This window comes from Klebsiella sp. 7-CIP_Kleb. (genome assembly GCF_050378655.1).
GTDB lineage: Bacteria > Pseudomonadota > Gammaproteobacteria > Enterobacterales > Enterobacteriaceae > Klebsiella > Klebsiella quasipneumoniae.
In genome coordinates this window covers 967,407-992,826 of sequence record NZ_JBNRLJ010000001.1, presented here as the reverse complement: position 1 = coordinate 992,826, position 25,420 = coordinate 967,407, and the positions used below count along the sequence as shown (strand labels likewise).

Below are 25,420 nucleotides of genomic sequence, written 5' to 3'. Positions count from 1 at the left end.
CGCGGCCGGAAACACGGTAGATTAGCCTTTTTATTATTGACGAACCTAATTGACGAGCAAACCCATGGCGAACTGGCAGCAGATTGAACAACTGGCCGATATTACGGCGGATCTCCCGCGATTTTCCGATGCGCTGCAGCGCTTCGCTGCGCGACTGGGACTGGAGATCGGCGGACTCGACGCCGACCATATCTCCCTGCGCTGTCATCAGAACGCTACCGCGGAGCGCTGGCGCAGCGGTCTGGCGCAGTGCGGCACTCTGCTGTCGGAGAATATAATCAACGGCCGGCCTATCTGCCTGTTTAAACTGGCGGAGCCGGTCTGCGTGGCGCACTGGCGCTTCCATATCGTTGAGCTGCCGTGGCCGGGTGAAAAGCGCTATCCCCATGAAGGCTGGGAGCATATCGAAATTGTCCTGCCCGGCGATCCGGCTACCTTAAATGCCCGCGCTCTGGCGCTGCTGGCCGATGACGGACTCAGCCAGCCGGGGATCGTCGTCAAAACCAGCTCGCCGAAAGGGGAACACGAGCGCCTGCCGAATCCCACCCTGGCGGTCACCGACGGCAGCGTGACGGTCAAATTTCATCCGTGGTCTATTGAACAAATCGTCGCCAGCGAGCAAGCCGATACGTAACAGTGTGAAGCTGCGCGGCGTCTGCCGCGTGAAATCATGACATGCTAAGAAAGTTGTCTGAATCAGGGAGTGAGGAATGGCGGTACTGGAAGTTTGTTGTTACAGCATGGCGTGCGCCAGGGAAGCTGAGCGCTGCGGCGCCGATCGTATTGAACTCTGCGCCGCGCCGCAGGAAGGGGGATTAACCCCCTCTTACGGGGTGCTGGTCTCGGTCCGCGAGGCGATTACTCTCCCGGTGCATCCGATTATCCGCCCGCGTGGCGGCGACTTCAGCTATACCGAAGAGGAGTTCGCCGCGATGCTTAGCGACATCCGCATGGTGCGGGAGCTCGGCTTTCCCGGGCTGGTGACCGGCGTACTGGATGTCGATGGTCAGGTCGATATCCCGCGGATGAAAAAAATAATGGCTGCGGCCGGGCCGCTGGCGGTGACCTTTCATCGCGCGTTCGATCTGTGCGCCGACCCGCGTCAGGCCTGGAAGACGCTGGGTGAGCTGGGGGTTAAACGTATCCTGACTTCCGGTCAGCAATCCTCGGCGGAGAAAGGTATTTCATTAATTACGGAACTTATTGCCGCAGGGGATACTCCAATCATTATGGCCGGTGCGGGAGTGCGCGCCGCGAACCTGCCGCTGTTTCTGCAGGCGGGGGTGAAAGAGGTTCATAGCTCTGCAGGCCAGTGGTTGCCATCGGAAATGCGCTTTCGTCATCCAGGCGTTTCGATGTCAGCCGATCCCGATGCGGACGAATACAGACGCTACGCCGTGAATGGCGCAGCGGTGGCGGAGATGAAAAAGATAATTTCCGCTAACAGAAGTTAAACGGTTTTTGCTGCACATCATGTCGCCCAATATGATGATTGCCCGTACCAGGCCCCTGCCCATTAAACAGGGGCCTTTTTTTATCTCGCTTTTTTTGCCAGCGATTGCTGGGTTTCCGGTTTAGTGGCGATAATCACCGCGCGCAGCGGCGCCGGATAGCCTTCCACGGTTTTGCGCTGATCCTGCGGGTCGAGGAAATCGGCCAGCGATTCGCTGGTCATCCATTCTGTGCGCCGCTGCTCCTCCGTCGAGGTGACGCAGGCGTCGACGATGCGCACATCGATAAATCCGCACTTCTCCAGCCACATTTTCAGGGCCGCCGCCGAGGGGATAAAATAGACGTTGCGCATCTGCGCATAACGGTCGCCCGGAACCAGCACCGTATTTTCATCCCCTTCGACCACCAGCGTCTCCAGCACCAGCTCGCCTCCCGGCGCCAGCTGATCTTTCAGCTGCCACAGATGATCCAGCGGCGAGCGGCGGTGGTAGAGCACGCCCATCGAGAACACGGTGTCGAAGGCCTCCAGCGCCGGCAACTGCTCGATGCCCAGCGGCAGGAGATGCGCCCGCTGGTCGTTGCCGAGGAGCTTACGTACCGCTTCAAACTGACACAGGAACAGCTGGGTGGGATCGATGCCGACCGCCAGATGCGCGCCGGCGCCGATCATCCGCCACATGTGATAGCCGCTGCCGCAGCCCACGTCGAGGATGGTTCGTCCGCTAAGATCGGACAGGTGCGGCAGGACGCGCTCCCATTTCCAGTCGGAGCGCCATTCGGTATCGATGTTGATGCCGTACAGCGAATAAGGCCCTTTGCGCCATGGCATCAGGTTTTTCAGCAGATTTTCTATCCGCAGCCGATGGCCTTCGCTGAGCGGCGTTTCGCTTTCGGCGGTGACGCTGTGCAGGAGGTCCAGACGCCAGGGCGTTAATTCCGGAAGAAACTCAACGGCGCGCTCCCATTCGCGAAACTTGCCGTGCAGGGCCTCGCGCTGCCAGGCGGCTACCTGGGCAGGCAGCGTCTCCAGCCAGTGAGAAAGCGGGCTTTTGGCGATCAGCTGATAGAAGTTACTGAAGTCGATCATGCCTGCTCCCCGGATTTTACTGCCACCAGCGAGCCAAAGTTAAAGCACTGGAACCACAGTTCGGCATGTTCGAACCCAGCCTGACGCAGGCGTTTTTTATGGGTTTCCACAGAGTCGGTCAGCATTACATTTTCCAGCATGCTGCGTTTTTGACTGATCTCCAGCTCGCTGTAGCCGTTCGCGCGCTTAAAGTCATGATGCATATTGAACAGCAGCTCGCCGACGTGGGCGTCTTCGAAGCTAAATTTCTCCGAGAGCACCAGCGCGCCGCCGGGATTCAGCCCCTGATAGACTTTATTGAGGATCGCCTGGCGATCGCCCGGCTCAAGGAACTGAATGGTAAAGTTCAGGATCACCAGCGAGGCGTTTTCAATGGCCACATCGCGGATATCCCCTTCAATCACCTCGACCGGCGTCGGCGCTTTATAGGCGTCAATATGGCGACGGCAGCGCTCTACCATCGCCGGGGAGTTATCGATGGCGATAATGCGGCAGCCCGGATGGCTAATATTGCGGCGCACGGAAAGAGTGGCGGCGCCCAGCGAACAGCCAAGATCGTAAACCTGGGTGTGGGGCTGAACGAAGCGCTCAGCCAGCATGCCGATCATCGAGATGATATTGGAGTAGCCAGGCACAGAACGCTGGATCATATCGGGGAAGACTTCAGCAACCCGTTCATCAAAGGTCCAGTCGCCGAGGCTGGCAATCGGCGCGGAAAAAAGCGTATCGCGGTGAGACATAACGTTAAACCCGAAAAAACGAAAACGGCGTATTGTGCGCTAACGGAGGGAGAAAACCAACTCCCAGGGCATATACCAGAGATTGGCCAGCACCATCAGCAACAACGCGCACCAGGTGGCGCTCATGCCGGAGCGGCGCCAGTGGTAGACACGGTGATGAAAACCCCAGGAGTGCATTAGTCGTCCGAGGATCAATAAAATGCCGCAAACGTGCACCATCCAGGTCTGGGCGCCGTTCATCTCCATAAATAACAGCAAAATGAGGCCAATCGGCACATATTCGACGGCATTGCCGTGAACGCGGATGGCGACCTGCAGCTCGCTGAAGCCGCCGTCGCCATAGCCTACATGGTATTGGGTGCGCAAACGCACCACGTCAAATGAGAACTTCACTAACAATAACGCACCTAAAACGGCATACAGCGCGCTGACCATACGAAAACTCCCTTTAACTCTGGCAGATGGCTCCGGATATGATAGCAGGATATCAGAAAAGAGAAGATTGCTGCGGAATCGACGGCGCATTTCCTAGCGCCGGCAGGGCAGCGCGCAGATCGCCCCACAGGGTATCCACCAGCGCCGGCGCGTAAGCAATGTCGGGGGTATGGAGGAACAGCCACGGCGTCCCCGACTGATGCCATTTCGGCAGCGTCTGCAGCCAGACGCGAAACAGTTCCCGATTATGGACCATATCGTCGCCGCCAATAAAGCGCACCATTGGCTGCCGGGCGGTCATCACTGCATGCACCGGCACCTTCGGTTTCTTTTGTTGCGCGTCGATCATCGCCGGACTGGTGGCCGCGGCGCTGTGGACCGGGCGGCTGTCGAGGATCACGCGGTTGACGTTGCGCTGGTGCAGCCCGCGGTTGAGCTGCTGTTCCGCTTCCCCTTTGGCGAAGAACTCGGGGTGACGAACTTCGACGCCGTAGGTGAAATCCTTCGGTAGCCCATCGAGAAAGTGCCATAGCGCGGGGAGATCGCGAGGACCAAAGGTCGCCGGCAGCTGCAGCCAGTACTGGCCGATGCGCGAGGCCAGCGGCGCCAGGCGGGTGAAGAATTCACTACTTAACTCGTCGCAATGGCGCAGGGCGGCCTGGTGCGAGATAGTCGCCGGGAATTTAAAGCAGAAGCGGAAGTCATCGTGGGTCTGCTCGTACCAGCGGGCGACAATCTCCGGCTTGGGCAGCGCATACAGGGTGGTGTTGCCCTCGACGCAATTGAAGTGGCGGGCGTACTCTTCAAGGCTGGTGATGCCAAGGCGCACCCATTTCGGGTGCGACCACTGGGGAAGCCCAATATAAATCATAACGCGGCGAGGATCTCCTCGGTGCTGCGCACGCGGCCGATGCGCGGGAAAATATGCGTCATGCTGCCCTGATGCTGTTCGGTGGAGGCGGCGCTGCAGGCATCTTCAGCGATGACCAGGTTAAAGCCCAGCTCCCAGGCGTTGCGGGCGGTGGATTCGACGCCGATGTTGGTGGAGATGCCGCAGAGAATAATGGTGTCGATACCGCGGCGGCGCAGCTGAAGCTCAAGGTCGGTGCCATAGAACGCACCCCACTGGCGTTTGGTCACTTCGATATCGCTCTCTTGTTTACCCAGCGCGGCCGGATAGGCCCACCAGTTCTCAGGCAGCGTATGCGCCCCGGCCTGAGCGTCGACAGGCTGTTTCAGCGCTTCGGCGAAATCGGCCGACCAGCCGACGCGGACCATGATCACCGGCGAACCCTGTTGCCGGCATTTGTCTGCCAGGCGAGCGGCGCGCGCCACCACCTCGTCAGCCCGATGTGGGCCGCCGGCGAAAGGCAGAATGCCTTCCTGCAGATCGATCACCACCAGCGCCGTGTTTTTCGCATTGAGTTCTAACATGGTATCCCCGTATCTTCATCTGTTGTCAGGCGGCTACAATACCTTTGCGGCTTCAGCAAAAGGGTAACAAATTTTGTTAATTTATGTGAGTGTGGACGTTAAGCGCGCAGCAAAGCAGCGTACATCGTGCGTCGGACTTATCGAACGACAGAATTTCCAGTATAATAGCCGCCTTTTTTCATTCAGTTGTGACATCAGCTAAAGCTGCGACCTCGTCGCCTGCAGGGCAGACGACAATCCGCCGACGGCTAAGTTAAGGGATATCTCATGCGTACAGAATATTGCGGACAGCTTCGACAGTCCCACGTTGGGCAGCAGGTGACTCTGTGTGGTTGGGTCAACCGCCGTCGCGATCTCGGTAGCCTCATTTTTATCGATATGCGCGACCGCGAAGGCATCGTTCAGGTGTTTTTCGATCCGGATCGTGCGGATGCGTTGAAGTTAGCCTCTGAACTGCGTAATGAGTTCTGCATTCAGGTCACTGGCACCGTTCGCGCGCGTGAAGAGAAAAACATCAACGCGGACATGGCCACCGGCGCTATCGAAGTGCTGGCTTCCGATCTGACGATCATTAACCGCTCAGAATCGCTGCCGCTGGACTCCAATCACGTCAACACCGAAGAAGCGCGTCTGAAATACCGCTACCTCGACCTGCGTCGTCCGGAAATGGCGCAGCGTCTGAAGACTCGCGCGAAAATCACCAGCTTTGTGCGCCGCTTTATGGATGACCATGGCTTCCTCGACATCGAAACCCCGATGCTGACCAAAGCCACCCCGGAAGGCGCCCGCGATTACCTCGTGCCTTCCCGCGTGCATAAAGGCAAATTCTACGCGCTGCCGCAGTCGCCGCAGCTGTTTAAACAGCTGCTGATGATGTCCGGCTTCGACCGCTACTATCAGATCGTCAAATGCTTCCGCGATGAAGACCTGCGTGCCGACCGTCAGCCTGAATTTACCCAGATCGACGTGGAAACCTCCTTTATGACCGCGCCGCAGGTGCGTGAGATCATGGAAGCGATGGTGCGTCAGCTGTGGCTGGAGATTAAAGGCGTCGACCTGGGCGATTTCCCGATCATGACCTTCGCCGAAGCCGAACGTCGCTACGGTTCCGATAAACCGGATCTGCGTAACCCGATGGAGCTGGTGGACGTCGCCGACCTGCTGAAATCGGTGGAGTTCGCGGTCTTTGCCGGCCCGGCCAACGATCCGAAAGGGCGCGTGGCGGCGCTGCGCGTTCCGGGCGGGGCTTCTCTGACCCGCAAGCTGATTGACGAATACGGCAACTTTGTGAAGATCTACGGCGCGAAGGGGCTGGCCTATATTAAAGTGACCGAGCGTGCCAAAGGCATGGACGGGATCAACAGCCCGGTGGCCAAATTCCTCACCGCTGAAATCGTGGAAGCGATCCTTGACCGCACCGGTGCGCAGGACGGAGACATGATCTTCTTCGGCGCCGATAATAAGAAAGTGGTGGCCGACGCGCTGGGCGCGCTGCGTCTGAAGCTGGGTAAAGACCTGAGCCTGACTGACGAGAGCAAATGGGCGCCGCTGTGGGTGATCGACTTCCCGATGTTCGAAGACGACGGCGAAGGCGGCCTGACGGCGATGCACCATCCGTTCACCTCGCCGAAAGATATGACGGCGGACGAGCTGAAAGCCGCGCCGGAAGAGGCCGTGGCCAACGCCTACGATATGGTCATTAACGGTTATGAAGTCGGCGGCGGTTCGGTGCGTATCCACCGCGGCGACATGCAGCAGACGGTATTTGGTATTCTGGGCATTAACGAGCAAGAGCAGCGTGAAAAATTCGGCTTCCTGCTCGATGCGCTGAAATACGGTACCCCGCCGCATGCGGGCCTGGCGTTCGGTCTTGACCGTCTGACCATGCTGCTGACCGGTACCGATAACATCCGCGACGTTATCGCTTTCCCGAAAACCACTGCGGCCGCCTGCCTGATGACCGAAGCGCCAAGCTTCGCCAATCCGGCGGCGCTCGGTGAACTGGGTATTCAGGTTGTGGAGAAAGAGGCAAAAGCGTCTCTGGAGAACAAGTAATATGTCATTTAAGCTGCCCGTTTCGGTGCTGGTGGTGATTTACGCCGAAGATACGAAACGGGTGCTGATGTTGCAGCGGCGCGACGATCCCGCGTTCTGGCAGTCGGTCACCGGCAGCCTGGAAGCAGGAGAGACCGCGCTGCAGGCTGCCGCGCGTGAAGTAAAGGAAGAGGTCGCCATTGACGTTGCCTGCGAGCAACTGACCTTAATCGACTGTCAGCGCACGGTGGAGTTTGAGATCTTTTCTCATTTGCGTCATCGCTATGCGCCGGGAGTGGAGCGAAATACGGAATTCTGGTTCTGTCTTGCGCTGCCTCATGAGCGGGAAATTACCTTTACCGAACATCTGGCCTACCGCTGGGTCAGCGCGACGGAAGCCGCTGCGCTGACCAAGTCGTGGAGCAACCGGCAGGCGATTGAAGAATTTGTAATTAACGCCGCCTGAAAGGGCGCGCTTTTTGGAGAGTTTTTTATGGCAGGTCATAGTAAATGGGCCAACACCAAACACCGCAAAGCGGCACAGGATGCCAAGCGCGGTAAAATCTTTACGAAAATCATTCGCGAACTGGTTACCGCAGCGCGTCTGGGCGGCGGCGATCCGGCGTCCAACCCGCGTCTGCGTGCGGCGGTGGATAAAGCGCTGTCTAACAACATGACCCGCGACACTCTGAACCGCGCCATCGCGCGCGGCGTCGGCGGCGATGAAGACGCGAACATGGAAACCATCATTTACGAAGGCTATGGCCCTGGCGGCACCGCGGTGATGGTGGAATGTCTGTCCGACAACCGTAACCGTACCGTTGCGGAAGTGCGTCATGCCTTCACTAAAACCGGTGGTAACCTCGGCACCGACGGTTCTGTCTCCTACCTGTTCAGCAAAAAAGGCGTCATCTCCTTCGAGAAAGGCGATGAAGACACTATCATGGAAGCGGCGCTGGAAGCTGGCGCTGAAGACGTGGTGACCTATGACGACGGCGCGATCGACGTCTACACCGCATGGGAAGAGATGGGCGCCGTGCGCGACGCCCTGGAAGCCGCTGGCCTGAAAGCCGACGCTGCTGAAGTCTCGATGATCCCGTCCACCAAAGCGGATATGGATGCCGAGACGGCGCCGAAGCTGCTGCGTCTGATCGATATGCTCGAAGACTGCGACGACGTGCAGGAAGTGTACCATAACGGCGAGATCTCCGACGAGGTCGCAGCCACCCTGTGATGCAGCCGCATCCACGGTTCACCGGAGGCGCGTGATGGCTATTATTCTCGGCATTGACCCGGGGTCGCGCGTTACCGGTTATGGCGTGATCCGTCAGGTCGGCCGGCAGCTGAGCTACCTTGGCAGCGGCTGTATCCGCACCAAAGTGGACGATCTGCCGTCGCGGCTGAAGCTGATCTACGCCGGGGTGACGGAGATCATCACCCAGTTCCAGCCCGACTTTTTCGCCATTGAGCAGGTCTTTATGGCCAAGAATGCCGACTCGGCGTTAAAGCTCGGGCAGGCGCGCGGGGTGGCGATCGTGGCGGCAACCAATCAGTCGCTACCGGTGTTTGAATACGCCGCCCGCCAGGTTAAGCAGACGGTTGTCGGCATCGGCAGCGCTGAAAAGAGTCAGGTCCAGCACATGGTGCGCACCTTGCTCAAGCTGCCTGCCAATCCGCAGGCGGATGCGGCGGATGCGCTGGCGATCGCCATCACCCATTGCCATGTCAGCCAGAATGCCGCTCAGATCAGCGAGACCCGGCTCAATCTGGCGCGAGGGCGCTTACGATAATCGCAAATCAGGCTGGATATCTATCCAGCCTTTTTTTATGATACCGCCAGATACTTAGACCATAACGCAGGAGCCCCACGTGATAGGCAGACTCAGAGGCATCATTCTCGAAAAACAACCCCCGCTGGTGTTGCTGGAAACGGCGGGCGTCGGCTATGAAGTGCACATGCCAATGACCTGCTTTTATGAGCTGCCGGAGGCCGGGCAGGAGGCGATTGTCTTCACCCACTTTGTGGTGCGTGAAGATGCCCAGCTGCTGTATGGGTTTAACAATAAACAGGAGCGTACCCTGTTTAAAGAGTTGATTAAAACCAACGGCGTAGGGCCAAAGCTGGCGCTGGCGATCCTCTCCGGCATGTCGGCGCAGCAGTTCGTCAACGCCGTTGAGCGGGAAGAGGTCGCCTCGCTGGTGAAGCTGCCGGGGATTGGTAAAAAAACCGCTGAACGCCTGATCGTCGAGATGAAAGACCGCTTCAAAGGGCTGCACGGCGATCTGTTCACCCCGGCGGCCGATCTGGTGCTAACCTCGCCGGCAGGCCCGACGGCGGACGATGCCGAGCAGGAAGCGGTTGCCGCGCTGGTCGCGCTGGGCTATAAACCGCAGGAGGCCAGCCGGATGGTCAGCAAGATCGCGCGTCCGGACGCCAACAGTGAAACGCTAATCCGCGAAGCGCTGCGCGCCGCGTTGTGAGGTAAGGGATGATTGAAGCAGACCGGCTGGTATCGGCAGACAGCAGCGGCTTCGAAGAGGCCGCTGACCGCGCCATCCGCCCAAAATTGCTGGCAGAGTATGTCGGCCAGCCGCAGGTGCGTTCGCAGATGGAGATCTTTATCCAGGCGGCGAAGCTGCGCGGCGACGCCCTCGATCACCTGCTGATTTTTGGCCCGCCAGGGTTGGGGAAAACCACCCTGGCCAATATCGTCGCCAATGAAATGGGGGTGAATCTGCGTACCACCTCCGGCCCGGTGCTGGAGAAAGCGGGCGATCTCGCCGCGATGCTCACCAACCTCGAACCACACGATGTGCTGTTTATCGATGAGATCCATCGCCTCTCGCCGGTGGTGGAAGAGGTGCTCTATCCGGCAATGGAAGACTACCAGCTGGATATCATGATTGGCGAAGGGCCGGCGGCGCGCTCGATTAAAATCGACCTGCCGCCGTTTACCCTGATTGGCGCCACCACCCGGGCCGGTTCGTTGACCTCGCCGCTGCGCGACCGCTTTGGCATCGTGCAGCGTCTGGAGTTCTATCAGATCCCCGATCTGCAGCATATTGTCAGCCGCAGCGCCCGCCATATGGGGCTGGAGATGAGCGACGATGGCGCGCTGGAAGTGGCCCGCCGTTCACGCGGCACGCCGCGTATTGCCAACCGTCTGCTGCGCCGGGTGCGTGACTTCGCGGAAGTGCGCCACGACGGCACTATCTCCGCCGACATTGCCGCCCAGGCGCTGGATATGCTCAACGTCGATGCGGAAGGGTTCGACTATATGGACCGCAAGCTGCTGCTGGCGGTGATAGATAAGTTCTTCGGCGGGCCGGTGGGGCTGGATAACCTCGCCGCCGCGATTGGCGAAGAGCGGGAAACCATTGAAGATGTGCTGGAGCCCTACTTAATTCAGCAGGGTTTTCTACAGCGTACGCCGCGGGGAAGAATGGCGACGGTGCGCGCCTGGAACCATTTCGGGATTACGCCGCCGGAAATGCCGTAGCGCGTTGTGGTTGAGCCGTTCATGGTGAAGCCCGGTCAGCAGCGCGACCGGGCTTATTCACTTTTAGCTGGCGGCTTTTTTCGTCATGCTGAGAATAAACAGCACCGCAGCGCTCAGCACCACCGACGGCCCGGCCGGCGTGTCGTAGAAAGCTGAGAAGGTTAACCCGCCGGTGACGGCCAGCATGCCCACGCCCACCGCCACGGCGGCCATCTGCTCCGGCGTGCGGGCAAAACGGCGGGCGGTAGCGGCCGGGATAATCAGCAGAGAAGTGATGATCAGCGCCCCGACGAACTTCATCGCCACGCCGATAGTCAGGGCGGTGACCAGCATCAACAGCAGCTTGACCCGCTGCAGCTTCACGCCATCGACAAACGCCAGGTCCGGACTGATGGTCATCGCCAGCAGATTCCGCCACTGCCAGAGCAGAATGCCAATCACAATCACCACGCCAATAGCAATGGCGATCAGATCCTGCGGCGTGACCGCCAGCAGATCGCCGAACAGATACGCCATCAAATCGACGCGGACGTTAGACATCAGACTGACCACCACCAGCCCAAGGGACAGCGCGCTGTGCGCCATGATGCCCAGCAGGGTATCAATCGCCAGATGCGGCCGTTTTTCCAGCCATACCAGCCCGCCGGCCAGCAGCAGGGTCACGGCGATCACCGCATAAAACGGATTGACGTTAAGCAGTAAACCGAAAGCGACGCCGAGTAGCGACGCATGCGCCAGCGTATCGCCGAAATAGGACATGCGGCGCCAGACCACAAAGGAGCCCAGCGGGCCGGCGGCGCAGGCCAGCATCATCCCGGCCAGCCAGCCAGGTAAGAGAAGTTCAATCATTAGCGGCTGTTTCCCCGACGCAATACAATTCGCCCCTGAAGATCGTGGCGGTGATTATGGTGATGGCGGTAGATCCCCAGCTGTTCCGCGCCGCGCGGGCCGAACATGGAGATAAACTCCGGATGCATCGAGACGACTTCCGGTGCGCCAGAGCAGCAGATATGCTGGTTCAGGCATAATACCTCGTCGGTTTTGGCCATCACCAGATGCAGGTCGTGGGAGACCATCAGCACCGCGCAGTCCAGCTCATGGCGCAGCTGGTCGATAAGATCGTAGAGCGCCACCTGGCCATTGACGTCGACGCCCTGGGTCGGTTCATCCAGCACCAGCAGCTGCGGACGATTGAGCAGGGCGCGGGCCAGCAGCACGCGCTGGGTTTCGCCGCCGGAAAGTTTTTGCATCGGCGCGTCGATCAGGTGCCCGGCCTGCACGCGCTTCAGCGCCGGCAGGATGTCGTCTTTGCGGGTACCCGGACGTAAACGCAGGAAGCGGCTGACGGTCAGCGGCAGCGTGGCGTCCAGATGCAGTTTCTGCGGCACATAGCCTATCCGCAGGCGTTCTTCGCGCTTGATAACACCCTCTGTCGGTGCTACCAGCCCCAGAACCACCCGCACAAGCGTCGATTTGCCGGCGCCGTTGGGGCCCAGCAGGGTCAATATTTTGCCTGGCGTGAGAGCCAGCGAGATGTCAGAAAGCACGCGGCGTTGGCCAAAGGCCACCGAGACATTTTCCAGCGTTACAAGGTTTGTCATAATCATTTAGGGGTTGCACAAGCTAGTGAATGTTATAATATCACATCACACTCACTCGTTTCGATGACTAGACGCATTATGTTACATAAAAATACGCTTCTTTGCGCTGGACTTGGCGCTGTTTTTTTGTTCGCACAGGTACCGCAGGCCAGCGCCGCCGTGGTGACTTCCATGAAACCGCTGGGCTTTATCGCAGCAGCCATCGCCGATGGGGTCACCGACACCCAGGTGCTGCTGCCCGATGGTGCCTCTGAGCATGATTATTCCCTGCGTCCTTCCGATGTAAAACGCTTACAGAACGCAGACTTAGTGGTGTGGATCGGTCCGGAAATGGAAGCCTTTATGGATAAGTCGACGCAAAGCATTGCGGCGAATAAAAAGGTGACCATCGCTGAGCTGGATGGGGTCAAACCGCTGCTGATCGCCGGCGCTGACGATGATGACGATCATCATGGTCATAACCATGGCGCAGCGGAAAAAAGTGACGGCGATCACCATCACGGTATCTACAATATGCATCTGTGGTTATCCCCAGAGATAGCACGGCTTTCGGCGGTTGCAATCCACGATAAATTATTGGAACTTATGCCGCAGAGTCGAGCCAAACTCGACAGCAACCTGCAGCAGTTCGAGGCCGCGCTGGCGGCGACCGACAAGCAGGTTAGCAATGAGCTGGCACCGCTGAAAGGAAAGGGTTATTTCGTTTTTCATGACGCCTACGGTTACTTTGAAAAGCACTACGGTTTAACCTCGCTGGGGCATTTTACCGTCAATCCTGAAATACAGCCTGGTGCGCAGCGTTTACACGAAATCAGAACACAACTGGTTGAGCAGAAAGCCACTTGCGTTTTTGCTGAGCCACAGTTCAGGCCAGCGGTTATCGAAGCTGTTGCCCGGGGCACGTCTGTGCGCATGGGGACCCTGGATCCACTGGGTAGCGGAATTAAGCTGGGTAAAGCGAGTTACCCGCAATTCCTCACCCAACTGGCGAATCAGTATTCGAGCTGCCTGAAAGGAGATTAACGAGGAAGTGAATACGTGCAACAGATAGCCCGCGCTGTCACTCAGGCATTTAACAATCTGCCACGACCTCATCGCGTTATGCTGGGGTCGCTTAGCGTTCTTACCTTAGCGGTCGCCGTCTGGCGACCCTACATTTACCACCCGGAATCCGCCCCCATCGTCAGAACCATTGAGCTGGAAAAAAGCGAGATCCGCTCCCTGCTGCCGGAAGCCTCCGAGCCGATCGATCAGGCCCCGCAGGAAGAAGAAGCCATTCCTCAGGATGAACTCGACGAAAAAGCCGATAGCGATGCCGGCGGGCACGAATACGTGGTGTCGACCGGCGATACCCTTAGCAGCATCCTGAATCAGTACGGTATCGATATGGGTGATATCGCCCAGCTCTCCTCCGCCGATAAAGAGCTGCGTAATCTGAAGATTGGCCAGCAGCTCTCCTGGACCCTGACCGCCGACGGCGATCTGCAGAGTCTGACCTGGGAGATGTCCCGCCGCGAAACCCGCACCTACACCCGCGTGGATAACGGCTTTAAAATGAGCAGCGAGCTGCAGAAAGGCGACTGGGTCAACAGCGTGCTGAAGGGCACCGTCGGCGCCAGCTTTGTCTCCAGCGCGCGCGATGCCGGGCTGACCAGCACGGAAATCAGCGCGGTGATCAAGGCCATGCAGTGGCAGATGGATTTCCGTAAGCTGAAGAAAGGCGATGAGTTCTCGGTATTGATGTCCCGCGAAATGCTTGACGGCAAACGCGAGCAAAGCCAGCTGCTCGGCGTGCGTCTGCGCTCCGACGGGAAGGACTACTTTGCCATCCGTGCCGAAGACGGTAAATTCTACGACCGCAACGGGACAGGGCTGGCGAAAGGCTTTATGCGCTTCCCGACAGCGCGTCAGTTCCGCGTCTCCTCTAATTTTAACCCGCGTCGTCTGAATCCGGTCACCGGGCGCGTCGCGCCGCACCGTGGCGTCGATTTTGCGATGCCGCAGGGAACGCCGGTGCTGGCAGTGGGCGATGGCGAAGTGGTGGTGGCCAAGCGCAGCGGCGCCGCCGGGTATTACGTGGCAATCCGCCACGGCCGTACCTATACCACTCGCTACATGCACCTGCGTAAGCTGCTGGTGAAGCCGGGGCAGAAAGTGAAGCGCGGCGATCGTATTGCGCTATCGGGGAATACCGGACGCTCTACCGGGCCGCACCTGCACTACGAAGTGTGGATCAACCAGCAGGCGGTCAACCCGCTGACGGCGAAACTGCCGCGTACCGAAGGGCTGAGCGGTTCCGACCGTACCGATTATCTGGCGCAGGTCAAAGAGGTCGTTCCGCAGCTGCGGTTTGACTAACCACCGGTCAGTGGAAAGCCGGTGCCCCAGGGCGCCGGCTTTTTCTTTTGTAGGATACCCAACGTCTCGCTACACTATCCCATTATCTTGATTAAGCAGTCGATCTGCGGATTGGGCATGGAAACGAAAAAAAATAATATTGAGTTTATCCCTAAGTTTGAAAAATCTTTTTTACTGCCGCGCTACTGGGGCGCCTGGCTGGGTGTTTTTGCCTTCGCCGGTATTGCGCTGACGCCGCCATCCTTCCGCGATCCGCTCCTCGGCAAACTCGGTCGTCTGGTCGGGCGTCTGGCGAAAAGCTCGCGCCGCCGGGCGCAGATTAATTTGCTGTATTGCTTCCCGGAAAAAAGCGAGCACGAGCGGGAAGCGATCATCGACGCCATGTACGCCTCGGCGCCGCAGGCGATGGTGATGATGGCCGAGCTGGGTCTGCGCGATCCGCAGAAAATTCTCGCCCGCGTCGACTGGCAGGGTAAAGCGATCATCGACGAGCTGCAGCGCAATAACGAGAAGGTGATTTTCCTCGTCCCGCATGCATGGGGCGTGGATATCCCGGCGATGCTGATGGCCTCCGGCGGGCAGAAGATGGCGGCGATGTTCCACAACCAGGGCAACCCGGTCTTCGATTACGTGTGGAATACCGTGCGTCGTCGTTTTGGCGGACGGATGCATGCGCGCAACGACGGGATCAAACCGTTTATTCAGTCGGTGCGCCAGGGCTACTGGGGCTACTATTTGCCCGATCAGGATCACGGCGCCGAGCACAGCGAGTTTGTGGATTTCTTCGCTACCTATAAGGCCACCCTGCCGGCGATTGGCCGCTTAATGAAGGTATGCCGCGCCCGCGTCGTTCCGCTGTTCCCGGTCTACGATGGCAAGACGCATCGCCTGACGGTGCTGGTGCGCCCGCCGATGGACGATCTGCTGGACGCTGACGATACAACAATCGCCCGGCGGATGAACGAAGAGGTGGAGGTGTTTGTTACGCCGCACACCGAGCAGTACACCTGGATCCTGAAGCTGCTGAAGACGCGCAAGCCGGGTGAAATCGAGCCCTACAAACGCAAAGAGCTGTACCCTAAGAAGTAGACTGCAAGCGCGCCAGTGGGCATTCCAGGCTCACTGGCTATATTGCGTCAGCAACATCACGCTCTCGGCCACAAGCCGGTAGCGATACTCCGGGCGGCCGGTGATGCCGTAGTGATTGCTGGTGAAGAGCACGTTGATCTGCTCAAGCCAGATCAGGTATTTGCGGCACGATACTCGGGAGATCTGCAGCTCCGCCGCCAGCTCATTGGTTGAAAAATCCCGCGCCTGATGCGCGATTATCCACCGGCACACCAGGCGAAGCGTTTGCGGCGTCAGCCCTTTCGGCAAGCGGCGGGGACCGTCCTGTTGCAGAACCCCGCGGCGTAGCAGGGTGTCGATATCCGCCTGGGCGTAGCAGGATTTCGCTTGCTTCGCATCGCGTTTATTGCGCCAGGTCCGCAGCGCCTCCTCAAAGCGCGACAACTGAAACGGTTTAATCAGGTAATCAACCACGCCATAGCGCAGTGCCGTCTGGACGGTGAGCGCATCGGCAGCGGACGTCATCATGATGACGTCAATATTCCGCCCATCAGCGCGAAGCGCTGGCAGCAGGTCCAGGCCACTCTCCTGGTGCATATAGACATCCAGCAGCAGCAGATCGACCTGCGCCAGATGGCTTAGCATCGCTTTGGCGTCGGCGATCGTCGCCGCTACTCCGCAGCAGTGAAAATCAGCTACCCGGCTGATAAATAACTGGTTCAGTTCGGCCACCATGGGATCATCATCGACAATCAGCACATTGAACATGAGTGGTTCCCCCGAGTGGCGGGAAGCCTGCCGGCTTCCCGCGAGATGAGCGATCACAATGACGAACGTTTATACGCGGTGTAGCGCGCTCGCCAGAAGGTTTTATCGATATTCGCCGCCAGTTGCACCTCGTCAATCTGCGGCGCTACGCCGTCCTGCTGAGCCGCGCGGGCGACATCAGCGGCAATGGCCCGGGAAATCATTTCGATCTCTTCTACCGGCGGCAGCAACCCGCCGGTTTCGCGGGTCGCCAGAGGCGAGTGGGCGGCCAGCGTTTTACTGCAGGTGATAAGCATTGCTTCGGTGACGCGCTCGGCTTTACTGGCAAGGATCCCCAGCCCCAGACCGGGGAAAATATAGGCGTTATTGCACTGGGCGATGTCGTAGGTTTTGCCGTCATAGAAGACGGGGTCGAACGGGCTGCCGGTGGCGATAAGCGCGCTACCCCGAGTCCACTCCAGCAGATCCTTCGGCTGGGCCTCGGCCCGGGAAGTGGGGTTAGAGAGCGGCATAATAATCGGACGCGGGCAGTGCCGATGCATCTCTTTCACTATCTCTTCGCTAAACAGCCCCGGCTGGCCTGACACGCCGATCAGCACGGTAGGGTGGACGTTGCGTACGACATCCATCAGCGACAGCTGGGCCGCCTCGGTATCCCAGTGGGCGATACTGGCTCGGGGGGTGACCAGCTCGCGCTGAAAATCGAGCAGATTAGGCATCTCATCAATCAGCAGACCAAAGCGGTCAACCATAAAGATGCGTCGGCGTGCTTCCGTCTCTGAGAGCCCATCATCCACCATCAGCGCAATGATTTTTTCCGCAATGCCGCATCCGGCCGAACCGCCGCCAAGGAAAACCACCCGCTGATCGCGGAGCGGCGTCCCGGCGGCGGCAGCGGCGGCGATCAGCGTCCCCGATGTCACGGCGGCGGTTCCCTGAATATCATCGTTAAAACAACACAGCTGGTGTCGATAGCGGTTGAGCAGTCGCGTGGCATTTTTTTGGGCAAAATCTTCAAACTGGAGCAAGACATTCGGCCAGCGCTGTTGAACGGCATGGACAAACATGTCCATAAACTCCAGGTATTGCTCGTCGCTGATGCGCGGATGTCGCCAGCCCATATACAGCGGATCTTCCAGATGCTGCGGATTGTTGGTACCGACATCTAACATAATGGGCAGCGTTGATGCCGGATGAATACCCCCGCAGGCGGTATATAACGAGAGTTTGCCGATGGGGATCCCCATCCCGCCAATCCCCTGGTCGCCCAACCCCAGAATACGCTCGCCATCGGTCACCACGATGACTTTGATATCGTTGCGGGAAAATCCCTGCAGCATCTCGTCAATATGGTGACGGTTGGGCCAGGAGATGAACAGGCCGCGTCCTCGGCGATATATTTCTGAAAAATGTTCGCATGCTTCACCCACCGTCGGGGTATAAATAATCGGCAGCGTCTCTTTCATATGGCTGCGCAGCAGGTTATAGAATAACGTCTCGTTGGTGTCCTGAATATTTCTGAGATAAATATGGCGCGAAATACTTTTTTTGAACTGGCAAAACTGGCCCCATGCGCGCTCGGTTTGTTCTTCAATGGTTTCCACATTGTGCGGTAACAGTCCCTGAAGATTAAACGCTGTGCGTTCGCTTTCCGTAAACGCGAGGCCTTTATTTAATAACGGGTTTTCCAGCAGGACGGCACCATTATAGGGGGTGTATAAGGTTTCTGTGGCTAACATGACATGACTCCTGAATATCAAATTAAAACGTTGCCTGATGTCTAGGTATTTTATTTCCGTGATTACGAAATGAGATAAATCATGACGCCTTCGGTGACCACGCCGATGGCGGTGCCCAGCAAAATAGAAGATGAGGCGGGTTCAATATAGGTATCGCTGCGCAGGGCAAACATCCCTGCCGCGATAGCGGAAGGCGTCGCGCCGATGATAATAACCTGTTGCATCAGGGTATGACTGAGCCCAAAGGCCAGCCCGGCCAGCGCCATCATGGCCGGCTGGATCAGGTTTTTAATACTGATGTTGGTGCAGGTTTGAATATTGACCGTCGGACGTTCACCGTAAAACAGCAGCCCAAGGGCGAAGAGTGACAGACCGCCGGCGATTTTACCCACCATTTCAACGGGTACGCTGAGCAGATGCGGCAGCTGGATCCCGGCCAGGCTGAGCAGTACGCCGGAAATGGGGATCCAGACAATGGGGTTTCTCACGGCTTTCAGCAGGTTTTGCAGGATCAACTGCCCGGCGTGGAGCTGGGGAGCCCCAGCGTCTCCGGGCTGGTCTCCCATGCGGATCAGGATGATGGTCAGAGGGATCATCAACACGCTGGTCACCAGGTTTCCGATAAGCACCCCGAGAAAGCCCTCCGGACCTATCAGCACCGCCAGCACGGGAGCGCCGAAGTAGGCCATATCGGGGAAGGCGCAAACCAGCGACTGAATCGCGCTAGTTTTAATATCATGACGAAAAACATAGCGCGAGATCAGTAGCGTAAGAAAATACGACCCCATCAGACCGATAACCAGCACCGCCATAAAGGTGAAGTTTTTTATTTTATCCGGGCTGGTATGTAATGCGCCGATAAAAAGATGAAAAGGAAGCGCAAAGCGGATAACTACCGTGGCGAGAACGGATGCGTCCTCACGGCGAGTATAGCCGAGTTTGCCGCTAAGCCATCCGAGCAGCATGATAAATACCAACGGGAAAAGAGATTGCAAGAGCAGTGAAGGCATAAAATGTCCTGACATATATTATCGGTTTGTTGTGCTGCCAATCTAACGATCCCCTAATATTTAAAAGGTGATAGCCATCACAGTCATCTGGATTTAAATAATTTCGCCTTGGCTACTTTAGTTACAAATAGGGAAAAGAGGATTAAATCATGGGGTTGCATTAACAGGAATAATTATTTTAGCGGGCGATAACTTTAGCTTCGTGATAATAAATTAAATTACTTAAAATAAACTTTATGGTTCAGTCACAAAGCCGACAGCGTTAATACGGTTGTCGTTTTTAGTTTTAAAGTCCTGTGTTACCGTTTCGGTGTATTTAGTTGATACGGCGTTTAGCGCTTTTGAATTCATAGTGCTGCGCAATTTTAATATTGCATCCTGACCCTACGTGACCTCTTTATTATTCAGGTAAAAATATGAAAAATAATTCACTCAACCAACCGATAGATAAAACATTGCCAAACGGGCAAGCGACTCGACTTTTCGCCAATATCGAAGTCGGCGCTGTGCCATTAACGCTGTTCATCGGTATCGCCGCGATAGTGGCGCTCTCCGCGGGCGCGGGGTTGTTGCCAAAAAACATGATTGGCGGACTGGCGGTCATCATGACCCTGGGGTTCGCGCTGGCGAAAATTGGCCGCATGGTGCCGGTGTTAAAAGATATTGGCGGTCCGGCGATTTTGTGTTTGATGATGCCCTCAGTGCTGGTCTACTTTGGCGTGTTTGAAGCGCATACGCTCGATACCGTGCATTTACTGATGAAGGAGGCCAATCTCCTCTATTTCGTCATCGCCTGCCTGGTGGTCGGCAGTATCCTGGGAATGAACCGCACGATTCTGATCCAGGGGATGGTGCGCATGTTTGTCCCGCTGGTAGTTGGGACCGGCGCGGCAATCGCCACCGGCCTGCTGGTGGGCAGCTTATTCGGCTACAGTCTGTATCACACCTTCTTCTTTATCATTGTGCCGATTATCGGCGGCGGCATTGGCGAAGGGATCCTGCCGTTGTCGCTGGCTTATTCGGCGATCCTCGGGCAGACGCCTGATGTCTACGTGGCCCAGCTGGCGCCGGCGGCGGTGGTGGGTAACATCTTCGCCATTATCTGCGCCGGCTTTCTGGCCCGCATGGGCGCCCGTCGCCCGGCGCTGTCCGGCAACGGGCTACTGATCCGCAGCCATGAAGATAACAGCGTCTTTGCGCAGAATCAGAGTACGCAGCCGACCGATTTTCAGCTCATGGGCGCCGGGTTGCTGATGATTTGTGCCTTTTTTATTGTCGGCGGCCTGCTGGAGAAGGTGGTGCATATTCCGGGGCCGGTGCTGATGATTCTGGCGGCGGTATTCTGCAAATATACCAAAGTTATCCCGGCGGCGATGGAGCTGGGGGCGCACAGCTGCTACAAGTTCGTCTCCGCCGCGCTGGTGTGGCCGCTGATGATCGGCCTGGGCATGCTGTATGTACCGCTGGAGAGCGTGGTATCGGTCTTCTCCGTTGGCTACGTCGTGGTGTGCGGCTCAATTGTCATTGCCATGGCGCTGAGCGGGTTCTTTATCGCTTCACGTCTAAATATGTATCCTGTGGAAGCCGCCATTGTCACCAGCTGCCACAGCGGGTTAGGCGGAACGGGGGATGTGGCCATTCTCTCGGCCTCAAACCGCATGGGATTGATGCCGTTTGCACAGATTGCGACGCGTATCGGCGGGGCGTCGACGGTGATCGCCGCGACGCTATTACTGAGCTGGATGGTGTAGCCTGCCGGAGGGCAAAAAAAAACCTGCCAGCCGTATCGCTGGCAGGTATACACCGAGGCTTACTCGACGGTGAGGATACGCGTGGTGTTGGTGCTGCCGATGGTGCTCATCACGTCACCCTGGGTAACAACCACCAGATCGCCGGAGACCAGGTAGCCTTTGTCCCGCAGCAGATTGACGGCATCGTGCGCAGCGGCCACCCCGTCATTCTGGCTGTCGAAGAACACCGGCGTCACCCCGCGGTAGAGGGCGGTCAGGTTCAGGGTGCGCTCGTGGCGGGAGAGAGCGAAAATTGGCAGACCGGAGCTGATGCGCGAGGTCATCAGCGCGGTGCGGCCTGATTCGGTCATGGTGATGATAGCCGTGATGCCTTTCAGGTGGTTGGCGGCATACATCGCCGACATAGCAATCGCTTCTTCCACGTTGTCGAACTGGACGTCCAGACGGTGTTTGGAGACGTTGAGGCTCGGGATTTTTTCGGCGCCCAGACACACGCGCGCCATCGCGGCCACGGTTTCGGACGGGTATTGGCCGGCAGCGGTTTCCGCGGAGAGCATCACGGCATCGGTACCATCCAGCACGGCGTTGGCCACGTCCATGACTTCCGCACGGGTCGGCATCGGGTTGGTGATCATCGACTCCATCATCTGGGTGGCGGTAATGACGGAACGGTTCAGCTGACGTGCACGACGAATCAGCGCTTTCTGGATGCCCACCAGCTCCGGATCGCCGATTTCGACGCCAAGGTCACCGCGGGCAACCATCACCACATCGGAGGCGAGGATCACGTCGTCCATGGCGTCCTGATCGCAGACGGCTTCCGCACGCTCGACTTTGGCGACGATTTTCGCATCACAGCCGGCATCGCGCGCCAGGCGACGGGCGTAGTTCAGGTCTTCGCCGCAGCGCGGGAAGGAGACGGCGAGATAGTCGACGCCGATTTTAGCGGCGGTGACGATATCGGCCTTGTCTTTGTCGGTCAGCGCTTCGGCAGACAGGCCGCCGCCGAGCTTGTTGATCCCTTTGTTATTGGACAGCGGGCCACCAACGGTCACTTCAGTGAAGACTTTCATCCCCTGAACTTCGAGGACTTTCAGCTGCACACGACCATCGTCGAGCAGCAGGATATCGCCAGGCACGACGTCCGCCGGCAGGCCTTTATAGTCGATTCCGACTTTCTCTTTATCGCCTTCGCCCTTGCCGAGGTTGGCATCGAGCAGGAATTTGTCGCCGACGTTGAGGAAAATTTTGCCTTCTTTGAAGGTCGATACGCGAATTTTTGGTCCCTGGAGGTCGCCGAGGATGGCCACGTGACGGCCCAGTTTTGCCGCAATCTCACGCACTTTATCGGCACGGAGCTGATGATCTTCCGGGGTGCCGTGAGAGAAGTTCATACGCACTACGTTTGCGCCCGCGGCGATAACTTTTTCCAGGTTGTTATCGCGGTCAGTTGCCGGGCCTAAGGTAGTAACGATTTTGGTTCTGCGAAGCCTTCTGGACATGTAATACTCCGTTGACTGATACAACTTTGGTGTTGCGTGAACATGGATTCGGTAGCGCCAGCCTGCAACGTCGCACAGCCGGATCGTTATCGAAGGTGTAATGGGGTACTGCTTGTTATCAACTTTTATTGATTATCACTGGGTACGAACGGTTCTTTATCAAAACGCGATTCCTTCAGCGCTTCCTTGACCCTCTTCAAGTTATCTCTGAATTTTGCCCCCCGGCGCAGGGTAAAGCCTGTCGCCAGCACGTCAATGACGGTCAACTGGGCCAGACGCGAGACCATCGGCATATAGATGTCGGTATCTTCCGGCACATCCAGGGTAATGGCCAGCGTGGCTTCCCGGGCCAGCGGCGAGCCGGGGGAGGTGAGAGCGATCACCATGGCATCGTTTTCACGCGCCAGCTGCGCCAGCTCTACCAGGCTCTTGGTTCTTCCGGTATGTGAGATAATCACCACCACATCATCGTCATCGCAATTCATACAACTCATGCGTTGCAGGACAATGTCGTCGGAATAGATGACCGGCACGTTAAAGCGGAAAAATTTGTTCATCGCGTCATGAGCGACCGCCGCCGAGGAGCCGAGGCCGAAAAAGGCGATTTTTTTTGCCTGAGTCAGCAGATCCACCGCACGATTCACCGCCGACATGTCGAGAGAATGGTGGACCTGATCTAAACTCGCCATGGCCGATTCAAATATTTTTCCCGTGTATGACTCAACGCTGTCGTCTTCATCAACATTGCGGTTAACATAGAGCGTGCCGTGCGCAAGGCTCTGGGCGAGATGCAGTTTGAAGTCAGGAAAGCCGCGGGTTTCGAGACTACGGCAGAAGCGATTGACGGTCGGTTCGCTCACTCCGGCCTCAAGGGCGAGGGCGGCGATGCTCGAATGAATGGCCTGCGCGGGGGTGGCAAGGATCACTTCCGCCACTTTGCGTTCAGATTTGCTAAGGTGTTCCAGTCGGGACTGGATTTTTTCCAGCATGTTCATTAGTAACAGGGCGCTCATCAATGGAAACGATTTCATTAATGGGTGAAATCATCGGGCGTTTTAGCAAGAATATACCCCTCCGCAAGCGCAAGCGGTGAGGAATGACGGGAAAAAATGTTGTTTTTTTTCATTACATGATCAGAGTCGTATTTTACTGACCTGAAACAGGTACAAACAACGAACAATATCAGCCAAATGCCTAAATCATCGCCGAATGTTTTCACCCTGTGCGGTTTTCCCGCTGCAAACGGAGGGGAAGGCTTTCGGGAAACAGGTAAACACAGTACAGTGCAGTGTAAGAAAATTACAAATATAGCCTGGCAAAAGCACCAGACTATCAACTGAGGAGAATGACATGGCGGTAACGCAAACGGCCCAGGCATGCGACCTGGTCATTTTCGGCGCGAAGGGCGACCTGGCGCGGCGTAAATTGTTGCCTTCCCTGTATCAGCTTGAAAAGGCGGGCCAGATCCACGCCGACACCCGGATCATTGGCGTCGGCCGTGCCGACTGGGATAAAGCGGCTTACACCAAAGTGGTGCGCGAAGCGCTGGAAACCTTCATGAAGGAAAAAATTGATGAAGGTTTGTGGGATTCCCTGAGCGGCCGCCTGGAGTTCTGTAATCTTGACGTCAATGACACCAGCGGCTTCACCCGCCTGGGTGACATGCTGGACCAAAAAAATCGCGTCACCATCAACTATTTCGCCATGCCGCCGAGCACCTTTGGCGCCATCTGTAAAGGTCTGGGCGAAGCGAAGCTCAATGCCAAGCCTGCGCGCGTGGTTATGGAAAAACCGCTGGGCACCTCGCTGGAAACCTCGCGGGAAATCAACGATCAGGTCGGCGAGTTTTTTGAAGAGTGCCAGGTCTACCGTATCGACCACTACCTCGGAAAAGAGACAGTCCTCAACCTGCTGGCGCTGCGCTTTGCCAACTCTCTGTTCGTCAATAACTGGGACTGCCGTACCATCGATCATGTGGAAATCACCGTCGCGGAAGAGGTAGGCATTGAAGGGCGCTGGGGGTACTTCGACCAGGCCGGACAGATGCGCGACATGATCCAGAACCACCTGCTGCAGATCCTGTGCATGATTGCCATGTCGCCGCCGTCCGATCTCAGCGCCGACAGCATCCGTGATGAAAAGGTCAAGGTGCTGAAATCCCTGCGCCGTATTGACCGCTCCAATGTGCGCGAGAAAACCGTTCGCGGCCAGTACACCGCCGGCTTTGCCCAGGGCAAAAAAGTGCCAGGCTACCTCGAAGAAGAGGGGGCGAACAAAACCAGCAACACCGAAACCTTCGTGGCGATCCGCGTTGATATCGATAACTGGCGCTGGGCTGGCGTACCGTTCTATCTGCGTACCGGCAAACGTCTGCCGACCAAATGTTCCGAAGTGGTGGTTTACTTCAAAACGCCGGAGCTGAACCTGTTTAAAGAGACCTGGCAGGAGCTGCCGCAGAACAAGCTGACCATTCGTCTGCAGCCGGACGAAGGGGTGGATATCCAGGTCCTGAACAAAGTGCCGGGCCTTGACCATAAGCATAACCTGCAGATCACCAAGCTGGATCTGAGCTACTCCGAAACCTTCAACCAGACGCATCTGGCCGATGCCTATGAACGTCTGCTGCTGGAGACCATGCGCGGTATCCAGGCGCTGTTCGTCCGCCGCGATGAAGTGGAAGAGGCATGGAAGTGGGTGGACTCCATCACCGAAGCCTGGGCGGCCGACCGCGATGCGCCGAAACCGTATCAGGCCGGGACCTGGGGACCGGTGGCCTCGGTGGCCATGATCACCCGCGATGGACGCTCGTGGAACGAGTTTGAGTAAGCTCGCGATCTTATCCGTCAGGGTTATTTTACCGGTAACATGATCTGACGCAGAAAGTCGCACGCTTTTTAATCTTTTAAGCCCCGTGAGGATTCACCCACGGGGCTTTTTTTAT

The 25,420-nt window shown here is 57.5% G+C and carries 26 protein-coding genes; 14 read left to right on the top strand and 12 right to left on the bottom strand.

The features are described 5' to 3' along the window. The first annotated feature begins 64 nt into the window (after positions 1-64). Both ACQUTI_RS04910 and cutC read left to right on the top strand, forming a co-directional pair. Positions 65-634 carry a VOC family protein gene (locus ACQUTI_RS04910; RefSeq protein ID WP_048295107.1) on the top strand — a complete coding sequence of 190 codons (570 nt, stop codon included), beginning with the start codon at positions 65-67 and terminating at the stop codon, positions 632-634. 76 nt (positions 635-710) lie between these two features. Then, the gene (gene cutC / locus ACQUTI_RS04905) at positions 711-1,454 is read left to right on the top strand and encodes a copper homeostasis protein CutC (RefSeq protein WP_094311914.1); all 744 of its coding nucleotides are present in this window, start codon (positions 711-713) and stop codon (positions 1,452-1,454) included. Positions 1,455-1,534: 80 nt separating this feature from the next. On the opposite strand, the gene cmoB is transcribed toward cutC, so the two are convergent. The 5 genes from cmoB to ACQUTI_RS04880 are packed head-to-tail and all read right to left on the bottom strand — an operon-like array spanning position 1,535 to position 5,148. Then, on the bottom strand, positions 1,535-2,539 hold the full coding sequence (gene cmoB / locus ACQUTI_RS04900) for a tRNA 5-methoxyuridine(34)/uridine 5-oxyacetic acid(34) synthase CmoB (protein ID WP_004203423.1): 1,005 nt from the start codon (positions 2,537-2,539) through the stop codon (positions 1,535-1,537). After that, positions 2,536-3,279, bottom strand: a complete 744-nt coding sequence (gene cmoA / locus ACQUTI_RS04895) for a carboxy-S-adenosyl-L-methionine synthase CmoA (protein WP_004203422.1) — start codon at positions 3,277-3,279, stop codon at positions 2,536-2,538. Before cmoA ends, cmoB begins: the two co-directional genes overlap by 4 nt. Before the next feature lie 39 nt (positions 3,280-3,318). Next, positions 3,319-3,714 (bottom strand): MAPEG family protein, encoded by a 396-nt coding sequence (locus tag ACQUTI_RS04890; RefSeq protein ID WP_004203421.1) that lies wholly within the window; start codon positions 3,712-3,714, stop codon positions 3,319-3,321. Between the two features lie 52 nt (positions 3,715-3,766). Continuing rightward, positions 3,767-4,585 (bottom strand): DUF72 domain-containing protein, encoded by an 819-nt coding sequence (locus ACQUTI_RS04885; protein ID WP_004203419.1) that lies wholly within the window; start codon positions 4,583-4,585, stop codon positions 3,767-3,769. Then, positions 4,582-5,148 (bottom strand): hydrolase, encoded by a 567-nt coding sequence (locus ACQUTI_RS04880; protein ID WP_064187744.1) that lies wholly within the window; start codon positions 5,146-5,148, stop codon positions 4,582-4,584. The genes ACQUTI_RS04885 and ACQUTI_RS04880 overlap by 4 nt, the downstream gene beginning before the upstream one ends. A 267-nt stretch (positions 5,149-5,415) precedes the next feature. Between ACQUTI_RS04880 and aspS the strand changes: the two genes are divergently transcribed. The 6 genes from aspS (at position 5,416) to ruvB (ending at position 10,682) form a co-directional block, all read left to right on the top strand. After that, positions 5,416-7,203, top strand: coding sequence for an aspartate--tRNA ligase (aspS, locus tag ACQUTI_RS04875; protein WP_004203416.1), 1,788 nt, complete (start codon positions 5,416-5,418; stop codon positions 7,201-7,203). 1 nt (position 7,204) lies between these two features. Further along, positions 7,205-7,648 (top strand): dihydroneopterin triphosphate diphosphatase, encoded by a 444-nt coding sequence (gene nudB / locus ACQUTI_RS04870; RefSeq protein WP_002911477.1) that lies wholly within the window; start codon positions 7,205-7,207, stop codon positions 7,646-7,648. Between the two features lie 27 nt (positions 7,649-7,675). Further along, positions 7,676-8,416 carry a YebC/PmpR family DNA-binding transcriptional regulator gene (locus ACQUTI_RS04865; protein ID WP_002911459.1) on the top strand — a complete coding sequence of 247 codons (741 nt, stop codon included), beginning with the start codon at positions 7,676-7,678 and terminating at the stop codon, positions 8,414-8,416. Positions 8,417-8,450: 34 nt separating this feature from the next. Further along, positions 8,451-8,972, top strand: a complete 522-nt coding sequence (gene ruvC, locus ACQUTI_RS04860; protein WP_004203412.1) for a crossover junction endodeoxyribonuclease RuvC — start codon at positions 8,451-8,453, stop codon at positions 8,970-8,972. A 79-nt stretch (positions 8,973-9,051) separates the two neighbouring features. Beyond that, positions 9,052-9,663, top strand: a complete 612-nt coding sequence (gene ruvA, locus ACQUTI_RS04855; RefSeq protein ID WP_002911454.1) for a Holliday junction branch migration protein RuvA — start codon at positions 9,052-9,054, stop codon at positions 9,661-9,663. 8 nt (positions 9,664-9,671) lie between these two features. After that, complete coding sequence (ruvB, locus tag ACQUTI_RS04850; protein ID WP_004203409.1) at positions 9,672-10,682, top strand: Holliday junction branch migration DNA helicase RuvB; 1,011 nt, start codon at positions 9,672-9,674, stop codon at positions 10,680-10,682. A gap of 63 nt (positions 10,683-10,745) precedes the next feature. Here ruvB and znuB read toward each other — a convergent pair whose 3' ends face one another. Both znuB and znuC read right to left on the bottom strand, forming a co-directional pair. Further along, complete coding sequence (znuB, locus tag ACQUTI_RS04845) at positions 10,746-11,531, bottom strand: zinc ABC transporter permease subunit ZnuB (RefSeq protein ID WP_004203408.1); 786 nt, start codon at positions 11,529-11,531, stop codon at positions 10,746-10,748. After that, positions 11,531-12,250, bottom strand: coding sequence for a zinc ABC transporter ATP-binding protein ZnuC (gene znuC / locus ACQUTI_RS04840; RefSeq protein ID WP_228958578.1), 720 nt, complete (start codon positions 12,248-12,250; stop codon positions 11,531-11,533). Before znuC ends, znuB begins: the two co-directional genes overlap by 1 nt. 111 nt (positions 12,251-12,361) lie before the next feature. Between znuC and znuA the strand changes: the two genes are divergently transcribed. From znuA to lpxM, 3 genes are all read left to right on the top strand, one after another. After that, on the top strand, positions 12,362-13,306 hold the full coding sequence (gene znuA, locus ACQUTI_RS04835; protein WP_122543190.1) for a zinc ABC transporter substrate-binding protein ZnuA: 945 nt from the start codon (positions 12,362-12,364) through the stop codon (positions 13,304-13,306). A gap of 15 nt (positions 13,307-13,321) precedes the next feature. Beyond that, complete coding sequence (gene mepM / locus ACQUTI_RS04830; RefSeq protein ID WP_004203403.1) at positions 13,322-14,641, top strand: murein DD-endopeptidase MepM; 1,320 nt, start codon at positions 13,322-13,324, stop codon at positions 14,639-14,641. 117 nt (positions 14,642-14,758) lie between these two features. Beyond that, complete coding sequence (lpxM, locus tag ACQUTI_RS04825) at positions 14,759-15,730, top strand: lauroyl-Kdo(2)-lipid IV(A) myristoyltransferase (protein ID WP_017900217.1); 972 nt, start codon at positions 14,759-14,761, stop codon at positions 15,728-15,730. Between the two features lie 30 nt (positions 15,731-15,760). Here lpxM and dcuR read toward each other — a convergent pair whose 3' ends face one another. The 3 genes from dcuR to ACQUTI_RS04810 all read right to left on the bottom strand — a co-directional run bounded on the left by dcuR (position 15,761) and on the right by ACQUTI_RS04810 (position 19,226). Beyond that, a complete protein-coding gene (gene dcuR / locus ACQUTI_RS04820; RefSeq protein WP_428923213.1) occupies positions 15,761-16,477 on the bottom strand; it encodes a two-component system response regulator DcuR in 717 nt (238 codons plus the stop codon). Positions 16,478-16,530: 53 nt separating this feature from the next. Beyond that, complete coding sequence (locus ACQUTI_RS04815) at positions 16,531-18,216, bottom strand: NAD-dependent malic enzyme (protein ID WP_087832167.1); 1,686 nt, start codon at positions 18,214-18,216, stop codon at positions 16,531-16,533. A 62-nt stretch (positions 18,217-18,278) separates the two neighbouring features. Then, positions 18,279-19,226, bottom strand: a complete 948-nt coding sequence (locus tag ACQUTI_RS04810) for an AEC family transporter (RefSeq protein WP_004203397.1) — start codon at positions 19,224-19,226, stop codon at positions 18,279-18,281. A 416-nt stretch (positions 19,227-19,642) separates the two neighbouring features. On the opposite strand from ACQUTI_RS04810, the gene ACQUTI_RS04805 reads away from it, so the two are divergent. Beyond that, a complete protein-coding gene (locus tag ACQUTI_RS04805) occupies positions 19,643-20,977 on the top strand; it encodes a 2-hydroxycarboxylate transporter family protein (protein WP_053810189.1) in 1,335 nt (444 codons plus the stop codon). Positions 20,978-21,036: 59 nt separating this feature from the next. Here ACQUTI_RS04805 and pyk read toward each other — a convergent pair whose 3' ends face one another. Beyond that, entirely contained in the window at positions 21,037-22,479 is a 1,443-nt protein-coding gene (gene pyk / locus ACQUTI_RS04800) for a pyruvate kinase (RefSeq protein ID WP_002911440.1), read from the bottom strand. Positions 22,480-22,604: 125 nt separating this feature from the next. Then, complete coding sequence (locus tag ACQUTI_RS04795; RefSeq protein ID WP_072096624.1) at positions 22,605-23,510, bottom strand: MurR/RpiR family transcriptional regulator; 906 nt, start codon at positions 23,508-23,510, stop codon at positions 22,605-22,607. A gap of 159 nt (positions 23,511-23,669) precedes the next feature. Between ACQUTI_RS04795 and ACQUTI_RS04790 the strand changes: the two genes are divergently transcribed. After that, positions 23,670-23,819, top strand: a complete 150-nt coding sequence (locus tag ACQUTI_RS04790) for a hypothetical protein (protein WP_032425929.1) — start codon at positions 23,670-23,672, stop codon at positions 23,817-23,819. A gap of 10 nt (positions 23,820-23,829) precedes the next feature. Further along, the gene (gene zwf / locus ACQUTI_RS04785; RefSeq protein WP_004203394.1) at positions 23,830-25,305 is read left to right on the top strand and encodes a glucose-6-phosphate dehydrogenase; all 1,476 of its coding nucleotides are present in this window, start codon (positions 23,830-23,832) and stop codon (positions 25,303-25,305) included. Positions 25,306-25,420: the final 115 nt, after the last annotated feature.